Source organism: Mesorhizobium sp. LSJC285A00 (assembly GCF_000503155.1).
GTDB lineage: Bacteria > Pseudomonadota > Alphaproteobacteria > Rhizobiales > Rhizobiaceae > Mesorhizobium.
In genome coordinates this window covers 144,581-163,161 of the sequence record NZ_AYVK01000014.1, presented here as the reverse complement: position 1 = coordinate 163,161, position 18,581 = coordinate 144,581, and the positions used below count along the sequence as shown (strand labels likewise).

15 protein-coding genes and 1 pseudogene are annotated in these 18,581 nt (G+C 64.8%); 8 read left to right on the top strand and 8 right to left on the bottom strand.

Annotated features, from left to right (window positions below; all coding sequences use genetic code 11):
- The first annotated feature begins 12 nt into the window (after positions 1–12).
- From X726_RS154510 to X726_RS01000000166935, 4 genes and pseudogenes are all read left to right on the top strand, one after another.
- Entirely contained in the window at positions 13–1,017 is a 1,005-nt protein-coding gene (locus X726_RS154510; protein ID WP_023670009.1) for a MoxR family ATPase, read from the top strand.
- On the top strand, positions 1,017–1,931 hold the full coding sequence (locus X726_RS154515; protein ID WP_023670008.1) for a DUF58 domain-containing protein: 915 nt from the start codon (positions 1,017–1,019) through the stop codon (positions 1,929–1,931). Before X726_RS154510 ends, X726_RS154515 begins: the two co-directional genes overlap by 1 nt.
- The gene (locus X726_RS154520) at positions 1,928–4,690 is read left to right on the top strand and encodes a DUF4159 domain-containing protein (protein WP_023670007.1); all 2,763 of its coding nucleotides are present in this window, start codon (positions 1,928–1,930) and stop codon (positions 4,688–4,690) included. The genes X726_RS154515 and X726_RS154520 overlap by 4 nt, the downstream gene beginning before the upstream one ends.
- Before the next feature lie 207 nt (positions 4,691–4,897).
- A pseudogene (locus X726_RS01000000166935) lies at positions 4,898–7,058 on the top strand (hypothetical protein).
- A 42-nt stretch (positions 7,059–7,100) separates the two neighbouring features.
- Here X726_RS01000000166935 and clpS read toward each other — a convergent pair.
- From clpS to X726_RS154540, 4 genes are all read right to left on the bottom strand, one after another.
- A complete protein-coding gene (gene clpS, locus X726_RS154525; protein WP_023670006.1) occupies positions 7,101–7,406 on the bottom strand; it encodes an ATP-dependent Clp protease adapter ClpS in 306 nt (101 codons plus the stop codon).
- A gap of 133 nt (positions 7,407–7,539) precedes the next feature.
- Positions 7,540–7,887, bottom strand: coding sequence for a hypothetical protein (locus X726_RS154530; protein ID WP_023670005.1), 348 nt, complete (start codon positions 7,885–7,887; stop codon positions 7,540–7,542).
- Between the two features lie 154 nt (positions 7,888–8,041).
- The gene (locus tag X726_RS154535; RefSeq protein ID WP_023670004.1) at positions 8,042–8,272 is read right to left on the bottom strand and encodes a hypothetical protein; all 231 of its coding nucleotides are present in this window, start codon (positions 8,270–8,272) and stop codon (positions 8,042–8,044) included.
- A 39-nt stretch (positions 8,273–8,311) separates the two neighbouring features.
- A complete protein-coding gene (locus X726_RS154540) occupies positions 8,312–8,614 on the bottom strand; it encodes a hypothetical protein (RefSeq protein WP_023670003.1) in 303 nt (100 codons plus the stop codon).
- Positions 8,615–8,872: 258 nt separating this feature from the next.
- Here X726_RS154540 and X726_RS154545 point away from each other — a divergent pair, with 258 nt between their 5' ends.
- The 3 genes from X726_RS154545 (at position 8,873) to X726_RS154555 (ending at position 11,493) form a co-directional block, all read left to right on the top strand.
- Complete coding sequence (locus X726_RS154545) at positions 8,873–9,589, top strand: response regulator transcription factor (RefSeq protein ID WP_023670002.1); 717 nt, start codon at positions 8,873–8,875, stop codon at positions 9,587–9,589.
- Positions 9,586–10,995, top strand: a complete 1,410-nt coding sequence (locus X726_RS154550; RefSeq protein WP_023670001.1) for an ATP-binding protein — start codon at positions 9,586–9,588, stop codon at positions 10,993–10,995. The genes X726_RS154545 and X726_RS154550 overlap by 4 nt, the downstream gene beginning before the upstream one ends.
- Before the next feature lie 93 nt (positions 10,996–11,088).
- A complete protein-coding gene (locus X726_RS154555; protein ID WP_023670000.1) occupies positions 11,089–11,493 on the top strand; it encodes a YciI family protein in 405 nt (134 codons plus the stop codon).
- An 18-nt stretch (positions 11,494–11,511) separates the two neighbouring features.
- Here X726_RS154555 and X726_RS154560 read toward each other — a convergent pair whose 3' ends face one another.
- Both X726_RS154560 and X726_RS154565 read right to left on the bottom strand, forming a co-directional pair.
- Entirely contained in the window at positions 11,512–12,987 is a 1,476-nt protein-coding gene (locus X726_RS154560) for an aspartate aminotransferase family protein (protein WP_023669999.1), read from the bottom strand.
- A 19-nt stretch (positions 12,988–13,006) separates the two neighbouring features.
- Positions 13,007–14,092 carry a pyridoxal-phosphate dependent enzyme gene (locus tag X726_RS154565; RefSeq protein WP_023669998.1) on the bottom strand — a complete coding sequence of 362 codons (1,086 nt, stop codon included), beginning with the start codon at positions 14,090–14,092 and terminating at the stop codon, positions 13,007–13,009.
- Between the two features lie 202 nt (positions 14,093–14,294).
- On the opposite strand from X726_RS154565, the gene X726_RS154570 reads away from it, so the two are divergent.
- The gene (locus X726_RS154570) at positions 14,295–16,322 is read left to right on the top strand and encodes a transcriptional regulator (RefSeq protein ID WP_050588536.1); all 2,028 of its coding nucleotides are present in this window, start codon (positions 14,295–14,297) and stop codon (positions 16,320–16,322) included.
- Positions 16,323–16,419: 97 nt separating this feature from the next.
- Here the strand turns inward: X726_RS154570 and choV are convergent, their stop codons facing one another.
- Both choV and choW read right to left on the bottom strand, forming a co-directional pair.
- Positions 16,420–17,601 carry a choline ABC transporter ATP-binding protein gene (gene choV, locus X726_RS154575; protein WP_023669996.1) on the bottom strand — a complete coding sequence of 394 codons (1,182 nt, stop codon included), beginning with the start codon at positions 17,599–17,601 and terminating at the stop codon, positions 16,420–16,422.
- Positions 17,598–18,452, bottom strand: coding sequence for a choline ABC transporter permease subunit (gene choW, locus X726_RS154580; RefSeq protein WP_023669995.1), 855 nt, complete (start codon positions 18,450–18,452; stop codon positions 17,598–17,600). Before choW ends, choV begins: the two co-directional genes overlap by 4 nt.
- Positions 18,453–18,581 lie beyond the last annotated feature (129 nt).

The window sequence follows — 18,581 nt, the reverse complement described above, 5'->3', positions numbered from 1 at the left end:
GATCGATGCGGCATGAGCGTAATGGTCAAGGAAAGCCCAATCAGCGAAAAGGACATGATCGCCCAGGCCGAGACGGCGCTGGCCGATATTTCCAGGGTGCGCGACGGCGTCGGCCGCGTCATTTTCGGCCAGGAAGTGGTGGTCGAGCGCACGCTGGTGGCGCTGCTTGCCGGCGGCCATGCGCTGCTGGTCGGCGTGCCCGGCCTTGCCAAGACCAAGCTGGTCGAAACGCTCGGTGTCGTGCTCGGCCTCGATTCGCGCCGCATCCAGTTCACACCCGACCTGATGCCGTCGGACATTCTCGGCTCAGAGGTGATGGAACAGGACGAGGCCGGCAAGCGCTCCTTCCGCTTCATCTCCGGCCCGATCTTCGCGCAATTGCTGATGGCCGACGAGATCAACCGCGCCTCGCCGCGCACCCAGTCGGCGCTGCTGCAGGCAATGCAGGAATATCACGTCACCATCGCCGGCATTCGCCACGACCTGCCCGCGCCCTTCCATGTACTGGCGACGCAAAACCCGCTGGAGCAGGAAGGCACCTATCCCCTGCCCGAAGCGCAGCTCGACCGCTTCCTGATGCAGGTCGACATCCTTTATCCCGAAATCGAGGCCGAGCGGCGCATTCTGCTGGAGACCACCGGCATCGAGGACGCCAAGGCGCAAAACGTGCTGCAGCCGGCGCGGCTGAGGGAAATCCAGACGCTGATCCGCCGTATGCCGGTGCCCGAAAGCGTCGTCGACGCCATCCTCAAACTGGTGCGTTCGGCGCGTCCCGGCCAGGGCAATGCCGAGACCGACAAGCATGTCGCCTGGGGTCCCGGCCCGCGCGCCAGCCAGGCGCTGACGCTGTGCGCCCGTGCGCGCGCGCTTTATGACGGGCGGCTGGCGCCGTCGGTGGACGACATCCGCGCGCTGGCCGAACCAGTGCTGCAGCACCGCATGGCGCTGACCTTTGCCGCCCGCGCCGAGGGCACGACCGTGCGCGACGTGGTAGCGAAACTGGCCAAAGGAATCTGATGGCGCGTATCGGCGAAGTCCAGGCACCGGCAGCGACGCGCGACGCGCTCGCCAGGGGCCGGTTGCGGGCTTCGCTGGTGCCGGACCTGCTGGTCGAGGCACGCCGTATCGTCAATACGGTAATTGCCGGCTGGCATGGCCGCCGCAAGCGCGGCATCGGCGAGAATTTCTGGCAGTTCCGCCCCTATGTCGAAGGCGATTCCTCGCGCATCGACTGGCGCCGTTCGGCCCGGGACGACCACACCTATGTGCGCGACCGCGAATGGGAAGCAGCCCACACGGTGTGGCTTTGGGCCGACCCCTCGCCCTCCATGCTCTACAAATCGACTGGCGCCAGCGTTTCCAAGGAATCGCGCGCGCTGGTGCTGGCACTGGCCATGGCCGAATTACTATCTCGCAGCGGCGAGCGCATCGCATGGCCTGGCCTGACAGATCCGTTCACCGCCCGCAACGGCGCCGAGCGCATCGCAGCGCAATTGATGCACGCCGCGGACCTGCCAGTAAAGCCTGACCTGTCCGCCATCCGCCGCTTCTGCGACATCGTCGTCGTGAGCGATTTCCTCGACCCGGTCGAGGAGACCATGGAATGGCTCGATGTGCTGGCGCGGCATGGCGTGCGTGCGCATCTGATCGAGGTTGCCGATCCGGCGGAGGAGACCTTTCCCTATGCCGGCCGCACCGAATTCACCGATCCCGAGACCGGCGACAAGCTGACCGCCGGCCGCGCCGAAATGCTCGGCGACGAATATCGCCTGCTCTACACCGCCCGCCGCCAGGAGCTGGCCAGCTGGTGCAAGCGCCTCGGCTGGAGCTATACCGTCAACCACACCGACCGTCTCGCTTCCGAGGCGCTGGTGCGCATCCACATGGCGATGACCGCCGATGGCGCATTCGTGGGAAGGGCCGGCGCATGAGCTGGCTGCCGCTCTCCTTTGGCGCTCCCATGGTGTTGTGGGGCCTGCTGGCGCTGCCGGTGATCTGGTGGCTGCTCAGGCTCACACCGCCCAAGCCGCAGTCCGAAATGTTTCCGCCGCTGAAGATCCTCGCTCGCGTGCTGAAGCGCGAGGAAACGCCGCAGCAGAGCCCGTGGTGGCTGACGCTGCTGCGGCTGTTGATGGCAGCCCTTGTCGTCGCGGCATTAGCCGAACCCGTTTTCAATCCGCGCGAAAAATTGCCGGCCGAGGGCGCCGCCCTGGCGCTCGTCATCGACAATGACTGGGCGAGTGCCGCCGACTGGGGCAAGCGCGTCGCCACCGCCCAGCGGCTGATCGCCGATGCCGGTTCGAACGGCGTACCGGTCGTCATCGCCTTCACGGCCGAAAAGCCGAACGCCGAGATCGGCCCCTTCGATGCGGCGGCTGCCCTCGACCGGCTGCGCGCCGCCAAGCCGAGGCCGATCCCGACCGACCGACCCGCTGTCTATGTCCGCGTCGCCGGCGTGCTGGAAGCCTTGCCCGGCGCCAGCGTTGCCGTTCTCGCCGACGGCCTTGCGGCAAAGGGCGACGAGGCCGCCTTCAACACACTGCTGNGCGCCGAGAACGAGGTCGACGGCTTCGCCCTGACCGCCATTCGCGCGCCCGGCGATCCGGCGCCGGCACAAGTCACAGCCGGCGCCTTCGACGACAAGGGCCGCCGCATCGCCGACGCGACGCTGACCTTCGCGCCGGGTGAGACCACCGCCACCGGCACGATGGCGGTGCCGTTCGAACTGCGCAACGACTTCGCCTCGATCGCGCTCGACGGCGAACGCCAGGCAGGTGCGGTGCGCGTGCTCGACGAAAGCTCCAAGCGCCGCCGCGTCGGACTTTTATCGCAGGCCGAGGCCGACCAGGCGCAGCCGCTTCTGTCGCCGCTCTATTACATCAGGCGCGCGCTGCAGCCTTTCGCCGATCTGGTCGAACCGTCGAGCGTCGATCTCGCCGACGCCATCCCGCAGCTTCTCGACCAGAAACCGGCGATGATCGTCATGGCCGATATCGGTACCATTCCGCCGCAGGTCCATCAGCGGCTGGTCGACTGGGTCGACAATGGCGGCACGCTGGTGCGCTTTGCCGGTTCGCGGCTGGCCGCCGCCGGCAATGACGATGATCTGTTGCCGGTCAGGCTGCGCACCGGCGAGCGCTCGCTTGGCGGCGCGCTGTCATGGACAACGCCGCAAGCGGTGACCGAATTCCCGAAGAACGGCCCGTTCGCCGACCTCGCACCGCCGGCCGAGGTCACGGTGAGCCGGCAGGTGTTGGCCGAACCGACCCCGGACATCGTCGAACGCACCTGGGCAACCCTTGCCGATGGCACCCCGCTGGTGACCGGGTTGAAGAAGGGCAAGGGCACGCTGGTTCTGTTCCACATCACCCCGGAAGCGACATGGTCGACGCTGCCGATCTCCGGCAGCTTCGTCGAGATGCTGCGGCGCATCGTGCAGCTGTCGCGCAACCAGGGTGCGGCGGTCGCCAACGCCGAAGCCGCTGCTACGTCGCTGGCGCCTTATCGCATGATAGCCGCCGACGGCACTTTGGTGCCGCCGACGCCGGACGCACGACCGCTGGTCCCCGGCGCCGGCTCGCTGCCGGTGACGTTCGAGAACCCGCCCGGCCTCTATGGCTCGGAAACCGGCGTTTTCGCCCACAATCTGCTCGACCCGGCCACCGCCTTCGCGCCGCTGGTGCGCCCGCAATTCACAGTGCCGGTGACCAATATCCAGTACGCTTTCGATGAATCGCGCGACCTCAAGGGATCGCTGGTCACAGCGGCACTTGTGCTTATGCTGCTCGACACGCTGGCGGTGTTCTGGATGGGCGGGCTGATGTCGCGCCGACCGCGCCGCGCCCGATCGGCCGCAGCAACGACGGCTGCGCTGCTGCTTGGCCTCGGCATGCTGTTTGGCCATGCCGACCTCGCCCGCGCTGACGACGCCAAGCCCGGCGATGCCGCCGCTATCGAGGACATTGCCAAGACCCGCATCGCCTATGTGCTGACCGGTGTGCCCGGTGACGATTCGATCAGCCGCGCAGGGCTCGAAGGCTTGACCCGCTTCCTGATCGAGAAGACCGCGCTCGAGCCGGGCGCGCCGGCGGGCGTCGATATCTCGAAGGACGAGCTTTCCTTCTATCCGCTGATCTACTGGCCGATCGATCCCTCCGCGCCGATGCCGAGCCAAGCCGCGATCGCCCGCATCGACGCCTATATGCAGCAGGGCGGCACGGTGCTGTTCGACACGCGCGACCAGTTCGCCAACGGCATCGGTGCGGATTCGGCGAGCCCGGCGACGGAACGGTTGCGCGACATTCTCGGCAATCTCAACGTGCCGCCGCTGGAGCCGGTGCCCGCCGACCATGTGCTGACCAAATCCTTCTTCATCCTGCCCGAATTTCCCGGCCGCTTCTCCGGCAGCCCGCTCTGGGTGGAAGCCTCGCTCGAGGCCAGCAATGCCGAGAATCGGCCGGTACGCGTCGGCGACGGCGTCTCGCCGATCCTGATCACCGCCAATGATTTTGCCGGCGCCTGGGCCGTCGACGAGAATGGTGACCCGCTTTTGCCGACCGTGCCATCGGATCCGATGCAGCGCATCTATGCGCTGCGCGCCGGCGTCAACATCATGATGTACATGCTGACCGGCAACTACAAATCCGACCAGGTGCACGTGCCGATCCTGCTCGAACGGCTGGGGCAGTAGAATGGCGGTATTGGCTAATTTCGTCTCGATCCTGTCTGGCGCCGGCGGCGCAGCCTCACCCTCCTCCTTGTGGGGAGGGTCGGCTCGCTGCCGCAGCGAAGCGAAGACAGTGAGCCGGGGTGGGGGTGCAGCGCTAGCGCTCTGTCGCCTACCCCCACCCCGCTCCGCTACGCGGATCGACCCTCCCCACAAGGGGGAGGGTAAACGATGAACTGGTCGATTTCCTTCGAACCGCTGCTGTCCTGGCCCTTGCTGGCTTTGGTGCTCGCACCGCTGCTGGTGCTGGCGGCTGTCGGCTTGTGGTTTCGCCAGCGCGGCGCGATCTTCCGCATCGCGGCGCTGATTGCGCTGGGCGCAGCACTCCTCAATCCGGTTTTCCTGGATGAGGAGCGCGAGGCGCTGAAGAGCGTCGTTGCCGTCATCGTCGACCGCAGCCAGAGCCAGGATATCGGCGACCGGACCAAACAGACCGACGAAGCGCTTGCCGGCTTGCAGCAGCGCCTTGGCCGCTTCAAGCAGTTCGACGTCCGCGTCGTCGAGGCCGGCAAGTCGGAAGCTGCCGACGAGCGCACCGAGACCAAGCTTTTTGCAGCGCTTGAAGGCGCCTTCCGCGACGTGCCGCCCTCGCGCATCGGTGGCGCCATCANCCGAGACCAAGCTTTTTGCAGCGCTTGAAGGCGCCTTCCGCGACGTGCCGCCCTCGCGCATCGGTGGCGCCATCATGATCACCGATGGCGAGGTGCATGACGCACCGGCCGCCCCCGACTTCAATGCGCCGCTGCACGCGCTGATCACCGGCAACGAGCACGAGAAGGACCGCCGCATCCGCTTCGAGAACGCGCCGCGCTTCGGCCTCGTCGGCAAGCCGCTCGACATGACCTACCGCGTCATCACCACCGACGGCGAAACCGGCCCGGTCGATGTCCGCGTCTCGGTCAATGGCGAGCAGGTCGCGGTCGAAGAGGCGACCATCGGCCAGGCGATGCCGCTGCAGGTGACCATCCCCGGCGCCGGCCGCAACATCGTCGAACTCTCCATTGACCGCGAGGCGGGCGAACTGACCGACGCCAACAACCGCGCCATCGCGCTGATCGACGGCATCCGCGAGAACTTGCGCGTGCTTTTGGTTTCCGGCGAACCGCATGCCGGCGAGCGCACGTGGCGCAATCTGCTGAAATCCGACGCCTCGGTCGATCTCGTCCATTTCACCATTCTGCGGCCGCCGGAAAAGCAGGACGGCACGCCGATCAACGAACTGTCGCTGATCGCCTTCCCGACCCGCGAGTTGTTCGTCGAGAAGATCAAGGATTTCGATCTCATCATATTCGACCGCTACCAGCACCGCGACGTGCTGCCGATCCTCTATTACGACTACATCTCCGAATACGTCGAAAAGGGCGGCGCGCTGCTGATCGCCGCCGGGCCGGAATATGCCGGCGACTCCTCGATTGCCCGCACCCCGCTAATGTCGTCGCTGCCGGCAATGCCGACCGGCGAAGTCATCGACAAGGCCTTCTATCCGCGCCTCACCGATCTCGGCCAGCGCCATCCGGTGACGCGCGGCCTCGACGGCTCGGCGACCGAGCCGCCGCGCTGGAGCCGCTGGTTCCGCACCATCGGCGTGCAGAACCCCGAAGGCGAAGTGGTGATGAAGGGCGCCGACAACCGCCCGCTGCTTCTGCTCGATCATAAGGGCGAAGGCCGCGTCGGCATGCTTCTGTCCGATCAGGGCTGGCTATGGGCGCGCGGCTTCGAGGGTGGCGGGCCGCATGTCCAGCTTTACCGCCGCATCGCCCACTGGCTGATGAAGGAACCTGAACTCGAGGAAGAGCGGCTGACCGCCGACGGCCGCGGCATGATGCTGGAAATCCGCCGCCAGACGATGAGCGACGATCCCGGCCCGGCGCAGGTGATCACCCCTTCGGGCAAGGCGCTGATCGTCAAGCTGGAGAAGTCCGAACCCGGCGTTTTCCTGGGCAGCATCGAGACCAAGGAGATCGGCCTCTACCAGATCGGCAATGGTGACCTGACCGCACTCGCCCATGTCGGCCCGGTCAACGCGCCGGAATTCTCCGACGTCGTCTCTACCGAGGACCGCTTGAAGGCTCCGACTGAGGCCACCGGCGGCAGCGTGCGCCGGCTGGCGGCCTCCTCCACCCTTGGCCAGCTCACCGGCAGCGTCGCCCTGCCCTCCATCGTCCCGGTCCGCGCCTCCGGTGCGGCCTCGGGCGCAGACTGGATCGGCCTGCGCAGCACCGACGACAGCGTGCTCAAAGCCGTCTCGCGCGTACCCCTGTTCGGCGGCTTCCTCGGCCTTTGCCTGCTGCTGCTGGCCATGGGCGCGATGTGGTACAGAGAGGGACGGTAAGGATCCCTTCTCCGTCACTATACGGGGAGAAAGACGCTCAACCTACTCCTCCGGCTCCGTCGTAAACAGCAGCGGGTACCCCTTGGCCTTGGCCGCGTCGACGGCCCGTGTCGCCTTGGTCTCGGCGACATCCCTGGTGAAGACGGCAACGACGCAAACGCCGAGCCGGTGCGCGGTGATCATCACCCGGTTAGCCTGGTCTTCGCTGAGCTTGAACTCGCCCTTCAGCACCGTCACCACGAATTCGCGCGGCGTAAAATCGTCATTGATGAGGATGACCTTGTAGAGCTTCGGCCGCTCGGTCCGCGGCTTGGTCTTGGTGCGGGGTTTGGAACTGATTTCAGGCATCGGGAACCGGTATCGCGCGAGGGGTCGCTCTCACTTTGTCATGGGGGAAAGCCGTCGTCCATTTTGATCGGCGCGCCAAACCGGCTTCCCGGAAGTGCTGCCGTTCACAAATTTAGGAACTGTACGCTGCGGTTCAACGGCTCTGGCGATCGGCGACGCGACGAGCCTGGAATTGCCGTGCGCTGGATGCCGCATCCGGCCTTGATCCGGCCGCCTTGTATTCGACCCAGGCGACCGCGAGCCAGCCGAAGAAGCAGGCCAGCGCCGCGCCGGTGATCACGGTAAGCAGCAGGCTTTGCCATGGTGTGATGTATTGCCAGCTGCTGGAGATTGCCGGTGCAAACAGCGACGGCTCCGTGCGCCCGCTCACCGGATCGGGCACCGGGCTGGCGGTGAACTGGATCAGCACCCTGACCATTGCCGAGGCCACAAGGCCGCCGATGGCCATCGAGCGCAGAATGGATGAAAGCCGCTTCTTCATGCGGGCTATCCTACCGGACCGGCATTGCAAACGGGTTAAAGTCCTGGGTGGCCGGCACCCATCAACGGGTAATCATGCACTCACACGACAAGGCCGCTCCAGCCGGGGGGTGCTGGAGCGGCCTTGTTACAGACAAACCTGTTGGCTGTCTGGATCAGGCCTTCGGGGCGTCCGTCTTGACGACCTTCTTCGCCTTCTTGTGCTTCTTGACGGGCTTCTTGGCGACGACCTTCTTCACCGGGGGCTTGGCGGTCGTGGTCGCCGGAGCGGTGGTGGTGGAAGCAGCCGGAGCAGCGGTCGTGGTGGCAGCGGCATTGCCCAGAGCCGGCATTGCGAAAGCGAGAGCGACGGCGAGACCGGTGGCGGAGAGGATGGACTTTTTCATGGCTTCATTTCCTTCTTTGTGCGGGTCGAGTTTCGAGTGTCACTGAACCGGGTCGATCGGTGTCACTCCAAGCAGCTTCAAAGCATTCGCGAGCATCCGGATACCCTGTGCCTGTTTCTTGTTGGCGCAGAACCGGTTTCCCTTTCTTTGCAGTGCTTTCGCCGCGGTGACCTGCGTTGCCGCGGCATGGGTTTCAAGGGCTTCGTCTACCTGGCGATTGAGATCGATGCAGCGCTCGCTCCTTGTGATCGGCGTCACCTTTGCGGTTGTGGCTCCGACCGCGGCTGTGACGAGCGGAATGCTGAGCAGCGCACCCATCAAGCTGGTCGTGAACCTGTGCATCGGTAATGTCCGTTACTCCGGAGACTTCGCGTCGCAGCCGATGTCCTGACCGCCACGACACCCTTTATGCCCTTGATTTTTTTCGGGAGTTTTTCCGGACTATAGAATTTTGTTTCTGGATTGTTTCTGGCAAATCGGCTTTGCGGGCGATCATCGCCGCTGGCCAACATGTGGCCAGAATTCTATCGTGTGGGTGACGCCACAGAAGCAGACTCAGAAGGCAGCCGCCGACCGGCCGCCAGCAATGACAGGATCGCCGTGAAATCCGATGCGCACATACTGATCGTCGACGACGACAAGGGCATTCGCGACCTGCTTCAGGAATTCTTCCAGAAGCGGGGCCTGCGCACCACGGTTGCCGCCGACGGCGTCGAGATGGAAGACATACTGCGCCGCACGCAGGTAGACCTGATCGTGCTTGATGTGATGCTGCCGGGAAAGAGCGGGCTGGAGCTCTGCCGCGACCTGCGCGCCAGCTACTCGACGCCGATCATCATGCTGACAGCGGTGACCGAGACCACCGACCGCGTCGTCGGCCTGGAAATGGGCGCCGACGATTATGTGCCCAAACCCTTCGATCCGCGCGAGCTGCTGGCCCGCATCCGCGCCGTTTTGAGGCGCAATGGTGCTGCTGAGCCGAAGCGCGCCACCACCAAGCAGATCTATCATTTCGCCGGCTGGACGATGGACTGCTCGCGCCGCCGGCTGATGGCGCCGGGCGACGTCAGGGTCGAGCTGACGATGGCGGAGTTCAACCTGTTGCAGACCTTCGTTAAAAGCGCGCAGCGAGTGCTCACCCGTGACCAGCTCATCGAGCTTTCCGGCGGCGACAGCGACTATTCCTTCGATCGCAGCATCGACATCCTGGTCAGCCGCCTCAGGCGCAAGATGGAAGACGACCCCAAGACGCCGAAACTGATCCTGACCGTGCGCAGCGGAGGCTACCAGTTTCTGCCCGAGACCACCTCCGAATGAGACGTTTCCTGCCGCAAACCCTGCCGGTCTGGGTTTTGCTCATCGTCATTGCCGGCCTGCTGATCAGCCAGGTCGCTACGCTCTATATCGTCTCGCGCGATCGCGCCGTCGCCAATGACGAGGTCGATCTCTACCGGCTTAACGACCGCGCCTATTCGCTGGTGCAGCTGATGCATGACGACACGCCGGAGCAGCGCAAGCTGACGGCCTCCGGTCTGTTCAACGCCACCTATGCGCTCACCGTTTCGGACACGCCCGCGGTCACCTCGTCGATCGCCGGCGACGACGAACTGGCCGAACTCGAGGACATCCTGGTCGGGCGGCTGTCGAAATTCGGCATCACCGACGCCCGCGTCCGGCGCGATCCGGCAACCCAGGCAGCCAACGCGCCTGGCGGTGTGGCCGTGACCAAGGATGTCGGCGCGGTGGAGCGTGACCTGTTATCGCTGGCGGCCAGCTTCGCCCAGAGCGACAAGCTGACGGCATCTGTCCGCTTCGCCGACGGCCAATGGCTGAATTTCACCGAGCCCAACACGCCGGTCGGACCGATATTGAGCTTCGACAGCCTGCCGCTCTATTCGCTGATCGCGGCCCTGGTGGTGATCATGTCGATCTGGTCGCTGCGCCGGCTGACGGCGCCCTATCGGATGATGGAAACGGCGGTCAACCGGATCGGCACGGACCTGAAGAGCCCGCCGATCGCCGAGACCGGCAGCCGCGAAATCCGCGCCGCGGCCAAAGCCGTGAACGCCATGCAGGTCCGGCTGCGCGACTATGTCGAGGACCGCGAACATCTGGCCGCCGCGCTCGCCCACGATCTGCGCACGCCGCTGACCCGCATGCGGCTGCGCCTCGAACTGTTGCGCAGATCGACGGCGCGCGAGGCGCTGGCCCACGACCTCGCCGACATCGAGAGCATCGCCAGCTCCGTCATCGACTTCGCCACCTTCGAAGTCACCGAGGAGAAGAGCGAGCGGATCGATTTCTGGTCGCTAGTGGAATCGATCGCCGACAGTTTCGAGGACGTCACGTTCGACCATGACGGCGCCAGGCCGCGTGGCATGATCTGCATGGCGCGGCCGGTGGCGCTCAAGCGCTGCGTCAACAATCTGGTCCAGAATGCCGTGACCTACGGCAAGAAAGCCCATGTCAGCCTGCGGCAGTCGGACGGCACGGTCACGCTGGTTATCCGCGACGAGGGGCCGGGCATACCGCAGGCGCAGCTCGACCAGGTGTTCGGTTCCTTCGTGCGGCTGGAGCAATCGCGCAACCGCCAGACCGGCGGTCTCGGGCTAGGCCTGACCATTGCCCGCAACATTGCGCGTGCCGCCGGCGGCGATGTCAACCTGTCCAACCATCCTCGCGGCGGCCTGCTGACGGAGCTCAGCCTGCCGCTGGCGGCATAAGGCAGCAGACTAGCGTCTCGCTGGGCACCGGGGGTGGATCAACCAACCCGCCCTTGCAATAGTGCGGCCGCTCGAACAGGAGGAGATCGCCGCATGTTTTACGCCATCCTGGCCTATCACGTCGAACAGACCATCGAGTCCCTGACGCCGCAGCAGGATGCGGCGCTGATGCACGACCTGCTCGAAGTCAACGCCAGGCTGACCCGCGAAGGCAAGCTTGGGCCGGCGGCAAGACTGGCCGCCACCGCCGAGGCCGTCACGCTGCGTGGTCCGGGCGACGGCATCGTCATCGACGGGCCGTTTGCCGAGACCAAGGAACAATTGCTGGGTCTTTATGTCCTCGACTGCGCCACGCAGGAGGCGGCGATTGCAGCCGCGCGCGACTTGCGCCGCGTGAACCCCTCGGCAGTGTACGAGATCCGGCCGATTACATTCTACCTTCCCGGCGTGACGTTTCCCGCCACGGAGGGCGATTTAAAGGAGGCCGCCAGCGGCTGAGAACTACCCCATGGCCGGTCAGGCAGAAGCGATCTCGTTACCCAGGCGAACCGTTTCGGCGACCAGAAGGTCGAGGTCCTCGCGCCGGGTCCGGTGGTTGTTGATCGCCACCCTGAGGCAATGCCGGCCTTGCACCGTGGTATCGGAAATGGCGGCGGTTCCGTCTTCCTGCAGCCTCAGCATGATCTCGGTGTTGAGCGATTTCGCGCGCTCGCCATCGAGACCATCCGCGCGATAGCGGAAGCAGACGATGTTGATGCTGGTCGGCGCCGTCAGTTCGAGCGCTGGTTCGGCCGCGATCAGCCCTGAGAGATACTGCCCCTGCGCAATGTTCTGGTCGATCAGGCGGCCGAATTTTTCGACGCCGTGTTCTCGCAACGCCATCCACACTTTGAGTGCCTTGAAGCCGCGTGTCGTCTGCAGGCCATAGTCGTGCAGCCATTGGCCGGAGGCCAACCCGCGCGGTGTCGATTCCAGATATTCCGGCGTCACCGCGAAGGTCTTGCGATGTGCCGAGTTATCCCGAACCAGCGCGCAGCCTGCCTCGAAAGGCGCATGCAGCCATTTGTGCGGATCGAGCGCGATGGAATCGGCCCATTCGATGCCGGCGACACGATACGCATTCTCGGGCGCGATCGCGATCAGCGCGCCGATGCAGCCATCGACATGGAACCAGAGGTCCTCCTCACGCGCCAGCTTGGCCAGCGCCTGCAGATCGTCGATGGCGCCGGTGTTGACAGTGCCGGCATTGCCGATGATGCAGGCCGGCTTGAACCCGGCCGCGCGATCTTCCGATATCGCCGCCCGCAAAGCTTCGATGTCGATGCGAAGTCCGGCGTCGCTGGCAATGCGCCGCAGCGCCTTGTTGCCGAGGCCGAGCGCTTCCATCCCCTTGCGGTGACAGGAATGGACCTGGTCCGAGCCATAGAAACGCAACGGCTTTTCGATGGCGGCAACGCCGTGCTCGCGCACGTCGATGCCGGCCTTGGTGTTGCGCGCCACGGTCAGCCCGATGATGTTGGCCATCGAACCGCCGCTGACCAGCGTGCCGCTGGCCGAAGCCGGCATGCCGGTCATCTGCTTGCACCAGTCGACCACCTGGCCGTCCATCAGGGCGGCGGCATGGTTGCCGCCGCCGAGATTGGAGCCCTGGATTGCCGCCAGGAAATCGCCGATCGCGCCGGTAAAATTGCTCGACCCCATATACCAGGACCAGAAGCGCGGATGGATGTTGCCCATCGGATAGGGCATCACCTTGTCCACGACATCGCCATAGATGTCGGCAAGCGGGGTCGGCAATTGCGGCAGCGAGGCGGTGAAGAAATCCCTCACATCTCCAGGCATCTCCTGCCACACCGGCCGTTGCCTGACATCGCGCAGGTAAGCGACGGCATCGTCAACGATCCGATGCGACAGGCTTTGCACATCGGCCCAGTCCGAGGGGTCAAGCGTTTCCTCGGTACTGGTAGCCGAGTGTCCAGGCATCGCGTCCATGCAATTTGCTCCCGCGTCATCATGCCGGGAACTGGCAACCGGGCGTCGAGCGCGAGAGAGCAAGCTCTTCCGCATTCATCTCGGCCTCGATGCCGTCGAACAAAGGCGTGGTCATGTAGCGTTCACCGGTATCGGGAAGCATGCACAGGATCACCGATCCGGCCGGTGCCGTGCCGGCGATCTGGCGCGCCACGGCAAAAGCCGAACCGCCGGAAATGCCGGTGAAGATGCCTTCCTGCTGCGCCAGCGCCTTGGCCCATTTCATGCCCTCCGGCCCGGCGATCGGCATCACCTCGTCATAGAAGTTGCCATCGATGGCCTCCTGCAGGACGTGCGGGATGAAATCCGGCGTCCAGCCCTGGATCGGGTGCGGTTCGAAAGCCGGATGGCTGGCGGCCGGCGCTCCGCCGGCGCCACGCATCTGCGGCTTGCCGCTGCCGACAAGCTGCGCATTAACCGGTTCGGTGAGCACGATCCGAGTCTCAGGCCGCTCGCGGCGCAGCACCCGCGCCACGCCGGCGACGGTGCCGCCGGTGCCGTAGCCAGTGACGAAATAGTCGAGCCGCGAGCCGGCGAAATCGTTGACGATCTCGCGTCCCGTGGTTGCTTCATGGATGTCGGCGTTGGCCTTGGTCTCGAACTGGCGGGCCAGGAACCAGCCATTGGCTTCGGCCAGTTCCACCGCCTTCTTGTACATGCCGAAGCCTTTCTCGGCGCGCGGCGTCAGCACCACCTTGGCGCCCAGCATCCGCATCAGCTTGCGGCGCTCGACCGAGAAACTGTCGGCCATCGTCACCACCAGCTTGTAGCCCTTCTGCGCACAGACCATGGCAAGACCGATGCCGGTGTTGCCGCTGGTCGCCTCGACAATGGTCTGTCCAGGCTTGAGCGCGCCGGTGCGTTCACCTTCCTCGATGATGTTGAGCGCCAGCCGGTCCTTCACCGACGCCGCCGGATTGAAGAACTCGGCCTTGACGTAGATGGTGGCGTGCGCCGGTCCGAGATTATTGACGCGGATGACCGGCGTGTCGCCGATGGTGTCGAGAATGCTGTCGAACAGGCGGCCGCGGCCGGCCGTGGTTCTGATTTTCTGCTGATGCAACATGGTAGACTCCTGGTTCTTGCTCACGGGCCGGTTACACACCGGCGGTTTGGGCGGCGAGATTTCGACACCTTGCCGCACTACAGGTCCTTGACGTGCGGCAGTGTGGTAAACACCACATTCGGCGCACAAATTTTGCGAGCCGGGTGCACTTTGTCGTGCTCGGTGGTAAAGCAGGGGCCGGCAGGTCAGCGTGGGAGCAGGCGTGGTATCTGGCGTGGAATCGAGCCTGGCGAGCAGCCATCAAGGTGTTGTCGTGCGCCTGTTTGGGCCGCCGACAATTGCGCGCGACGGCGTCCCGGTGGTCTTGCCGGCATCGCGCAAGCTGCGCGCGCTGCTGGCCTATCTGGCGCTGGCGCCCCATCCGGTCGGACGTGGCAAGCTCTGCGAGTTGCTGTGGGATGTTCCAAATGATCCCAGGGGTGAGCTGCGCTGGTGCCTGAGCAAGCTGCGGGCCGCGCTCGACGAACCGGGCCGCCGCAGGATCGAAACATCGGGCGATACGATCGCGCTCGATCTCGACGGCATCTCAGTCGACGTTCTGGATGTCGCGGCGGCGGCTGCCGCAGGCATCGAAACGCTCGAGCCGACGCGACTGCAGTTGCTCTCCGACCTGTTCGTCGGCGACTTCCTCGAAGGGCTGGAGATCGACCGCAGCCCTCTCTTCAACAGCTGGCTGACCGCGCAGCGCCGCCGTTTCGGTTCCTGCCAAGCTGCTATACTGGAACATCTGGTCAAGACGCTGCCGGCCGATTCCGAAGACGTCTCCGCCCATCTCGAAAAATGGCTGGAATTGACCCCGTTCGACAGCAGCGCCCATGTCGCACTCCTGGTGAGGCTGGCGCGGCGCGGCCAGTTCGGTGCCTGCGAGGACCATCTTGCCGCAGCAGCATCGCTCTTCCAATCGGAAGAGCTGGATTTTGGCCCTGTGCGCCAGGCGTGGCTTGCCATTCGCGCGGAACGTCACTGCGCGACTTTGCCGGCACAGCCTGCGGTAGCGCCGGTGGCGGGCCACAGCCCGATCGCGCGTGCCCCCACCGAAGCCGCGGCGCCCCACAAAGCTTCGCTTGCCGTGATGCCATTTGCCGAAGATGCCGGCGGCGTTTGTGGTGGGCTGGCCGACGGCTTGACCCACGACATCATTACCCGCCTCGCCAAGCTCAGGGACTTCTTTGTAATCGCCCGGGGCTCGGTCTTTGCGCTGGCAGAAAAGAACATCGCGCCGGAAGATGCCGGCCGCAGGCTGGATGTCGACTATGTCGCCACCGGCACGGTGCGCAGCCTGACCGGCCGCCTGATCGTCACCGTCGAGCTTGTCGAGGTGCGCACGGCCAGGATCGTCTGGGCCGAGACCTTCGAGCGCAAGCCCGAGGACATCTTCATTGTCCTCGACGATATCGGCAACAGCATCGTGGCCTTCATCTCATCCGAGATAGAGATGGTCGAGCGCAACCGCGCCATGCTGAAGGCGCCCAATTCGCTCAATGCCTGGGAGGCCTACCATCGAGGACTCTGGCATATGTATCGCTTCACCCGCAGCGAAAACGAGCAGGCCAGGCATTTCTTCGGCATCGCACTGCAGCAGGATCCGACCTTTACCCGCGCCTATGCCGGCCTGTCCTTCACCCATTGGCAGAGCGCCTTCCAGCGCTGGGGCGACCGCGACCAGGACAGCGCGCTTGCCTTTGAGGCGGCCGGCCAGAGCGTTTTGGTCGACGATCATAATCCCGCCGCGCACTGGGCGATGGGCCGGGCGCTGTGGCTGCGCGGCGAGGGTGATGCGTCCGTGCTAGAACTGCAAAGAGCCGTCGACCTCAGCCCGAACTTCGCGCTTGGCCACTATGCGCTGTCCTTCGTGCATTCGCAGTCGGGCGACCCGCACGCGGCGATCGGATCGTCGGATCATTCGCGCCATCTGTCGCCGTTCGACCCGATGCTGTTCGGCATGCTGGGCGCACGCGCCATGGCGCATGTCCGCCTCGGCCAGTTCGACGAGGCGGCCGAATGGGCGCTGAAGGCGGCCGCCCGCCCCAACGCACATGTCATCATCCTGTCGATCGCCGCCCACTGCCTGGCGTTGGCTGGGCGGCTGGACGAGGCGAAAAACTTCGCCGCCGCCATCCGCAAGACGCTTCCGGATTACCGAGCCGACGACTTCATCGACACCTTCCGCTTCGACCGGGATGCCACAGCCCTGTTCAAGCTCGGCGCCACGCGCATCGGGCTGGCTTAGAGCATGATCCCAAAAAGTGGGTACCGGTTTTTGGAAAAGATCATGCTCCAACAAAGGGTTAGATCATGATGAGATTTCAACCAAATCTCATCATGATCTAGCGCCGCAACACCGCGCTCAGCACATCGCGTATCCCGATCGCGCCGACAAAGCGCGACTGGTCGTCGAACAGCGCCACGGGTGCCGTCTGCGAGCGGTGCATGGCCAGCATCACCGTCTTCAGCGAGGTCCCGGGGTTGGCCCAGAACACTTGCGCCGTCTCCTCCGGCTGCGCCTCGACATCGGCGCACGACACCCATACCGCCGGTTTGCCGTCGCGTTCCGCCGCCGCCACCAGCCCGTGCTCGTCGATCTTGAAACGCGTCGTCTTGCGCCGGTCGAGCCACACCCAGCCATTATCGCCGTGCTCGAGGTCGCGGCTGTCGCGCATGACGTTCCAGGCGGTCAGCACCGACAACGGATTCACATTGGCGATGAAGTCGCGGACATAGTCATTGGCGGGCTTGAGCACGATGTCTTCCGGCGCCCCGGTCTGCACGATGCGACCGCCCTCCATGATGGTGATGTGGGTGCCGATCTTCAGCGCCTCTTCCAGATCATGGCTGACGAAGATGATGGTCTTCTTCAGCTCCGCCTGCAGCTGCAGCAATTCGTCCTGCAGCTTGGTGCGGATCAGCGGATCGAGCGCCGAGAACGGCTCGTCCATCAGCAGGATCGGCGCCTCGGTGGCGAAGGCACGGGCCAGGCCGACGCGCTGCTGCATGCCGCCGGACAGCTCATGCGCGTATTTCTTCGACCACTGGTCGAGATTGACCAGTTTCAGCTGGCGTTGCACGCGCTCCTTGCGCTCTTGCTCCGGCACGCCGGCGAGTTCGAGGCCGAGGCCGACATTCTCTTCCACCGTACGCCAAGGCAGCAGGCCGAACTGCTGGAACACCATCGCCACCTGCTTCTGCCGCAGCCGCCGCAGCGTCGCCTGATCGCAGGTCACGACATCGACGATATTGTCGCCGTCCTTGACCAGCACCTGGCCGCGCGACACCACGTTGAGCCGGTTGACCGCCCGCAGCAGCGTCGACTTGCCGGAGCCGGACAGGCCCATCAGCACCGAGATTTCGCCCTCATGCACGGTCAGGCTGGCGCCGGCGCAACCCAGCACATTGCCGGTCTTTTCAAGGATTTCGGCGCGCGTGGCGCCGCCGTCGATCAGAGCCAGCGAACCGGCCTGGTCGGAGCCGAAGACGATATCGACATTTTTGAAATCGACGGCGACGGTCATTTCTTGCCTCCAACGCCGATACGCGTCATCCGGTCGAGCACGATGGCGAGTACGACAATCGCCAGGCCCGCCTCGAGCCCGAGATCGATGCGGCGCGAGCCGAGCGCGCGGTTGATTTCAGTGCCGAGGCCGCCGGCGCCGATCAGTGCTGCAAACACCACCATCGACAGCGACAGCATGATCGATTGCGTCAGCCCGGCCATGATGGTCGGCAAGGCCGAGGGCAGCTCGACCTTCCACAGCAGCTGCTGCTTGGTGGCGCCGAACGCCTCGCCGGCCTCGATGATCGACTTCGGCACCGAGACGACGCCGAGATGGGTGAGCCGGACCGCGGTCGGGATGACAAAGATGATGGTGACGATGAGGCCGGGCGCGTTGCCGAGACCGAACAGGGTCAGAACCGGGATCAGGTAGACGAAGGTCGGCAGCGTTTGCATCAGGTCGAGCACCGGCAGCATGATGCGGTAGACCTTCGGCTTGTGCGCGGCCCAGATGCCGAGCGGCACGCCGATGGCCATCGCCATGGCGGCGGCGGCCACGACCAGCACCAGCGTCTGCACCGTCTGCTTCCAGAGGTTCTGGTTGATGATGAAGATCAGGCCGAGAAAGACGCCTATGGCCAGCGGGCGCGAGCGCTGCAGCAGCCAGGCGATGATGGCGATGATCAGCGCCAGCAGCACCGGCGGCACCATCAAAAGGATGCCAACCAGCCCGTCGAGCAGGAAATTGAGGCCATTCGAGAAGGCCCTGAACACGGTGTCGAAATTGTCGGTGAGGAAACCGAAGAACGCCTTTCCCCAGGCGCCGATCGGTATCTTGTGATCGACCATGAATTTCGAAATCGGATCCATATCGCCCCTCTCATGCGAGAGACCGCCTGCTTCCGGCCTCCGCTCTCATTAGGTCATCTTCTCACAGGATATGAAAAAGGGCAGCCTTTTCTAGATTGGCTGCCCTTCCTGGTTCGGCTTGGCCGAATT

Excerpts from the sequence above, each read along its gene's own strand:
- X726_RS154510 (WP_023670009.1), top strand. The coding sequence starts at position 13 with ATGAGCGTAATGGTCAAGGAAAGCCCAATCAGCGAAAAGGACATGATC.
- X726_RS154515 (WP_023670008.1), top strand. The coding sequence starts at position 1,017 with ATGGCGCGTATCGGCGAAGTCCAGGCACCGGCAGCGACGCGCGACGCG.
- clpS (WP_023670006.1), bottom strand. The coding sequence starts at position 7,406 with ATGCCTGAAATCAGTTCCAAACCCCGCACCAAGACCAAGCCGCGGACC.
- X726_RS154530 (WP_023670005.1), bottom strand. The coding sequence starts at position 7,887 with ATGAAGAAGCGGCTTTCATCCATTCTGCGCTCGATGGCCATCGGCGGC.
- X726_RS154535 (WP_023670004.1), bottom strand. The coding sequence starts at position 8,272 with ATGAAAAAGTCCATCCTCTCCGCCACCGGTCTCGCCGTCGCTCTCGCT.
- X726_RS154540 (WP_023670003.1), bottom strand. The coding sequence starts at position 8,614 with ATGCACAGGTTCACGACCAGCTTGATGGGTGCGCTGCTCAGCATTCCG.
- X726_RS154550 (WP_023670001.1), top strand. The coding sequence starts at position 9,586 with ATGAGACGTTTCCTGCCGCAAACCCTGCCGGTCTGGGTTTTGCTCATC.
- X726_RS154555 (WP_023670000.1), top strand. The coding sequence starts at position 11,089 with ATGTTTTACGCCATCCTGGCCTATCACGTCGAACAGACCATCGAGTCC.
- X726_RS154560 (WP_023669999.1), bottom strand. The coding sequence starts at position 12,987 with ATGGACGCGATGCCTGGACACTCGGCTACCAGTACCGAGGAAACGCTT.
- X726_RS154565 (WP_023669998.1), bottom strand. The coding sequence starts at position 14,092 with ATGTTGCATCAGCAGAAAATCAGAACCACGGCCGGCCGCGGCCGCCTG.
- choV (WP_023669996.1), bottom strand. The coding sequence starts at position 17,601 with ATGACCGTCGCCGTCGATTTCAAAAATGTCGATATCGTCTTCGGCTCC.
- choW (WP_023669995.1), bottom strand. The coding sequence starts at position 18,452 with ATGGATCCGATTTCGAAATTCATGGTCGATCACAAGATACCGATCGGC.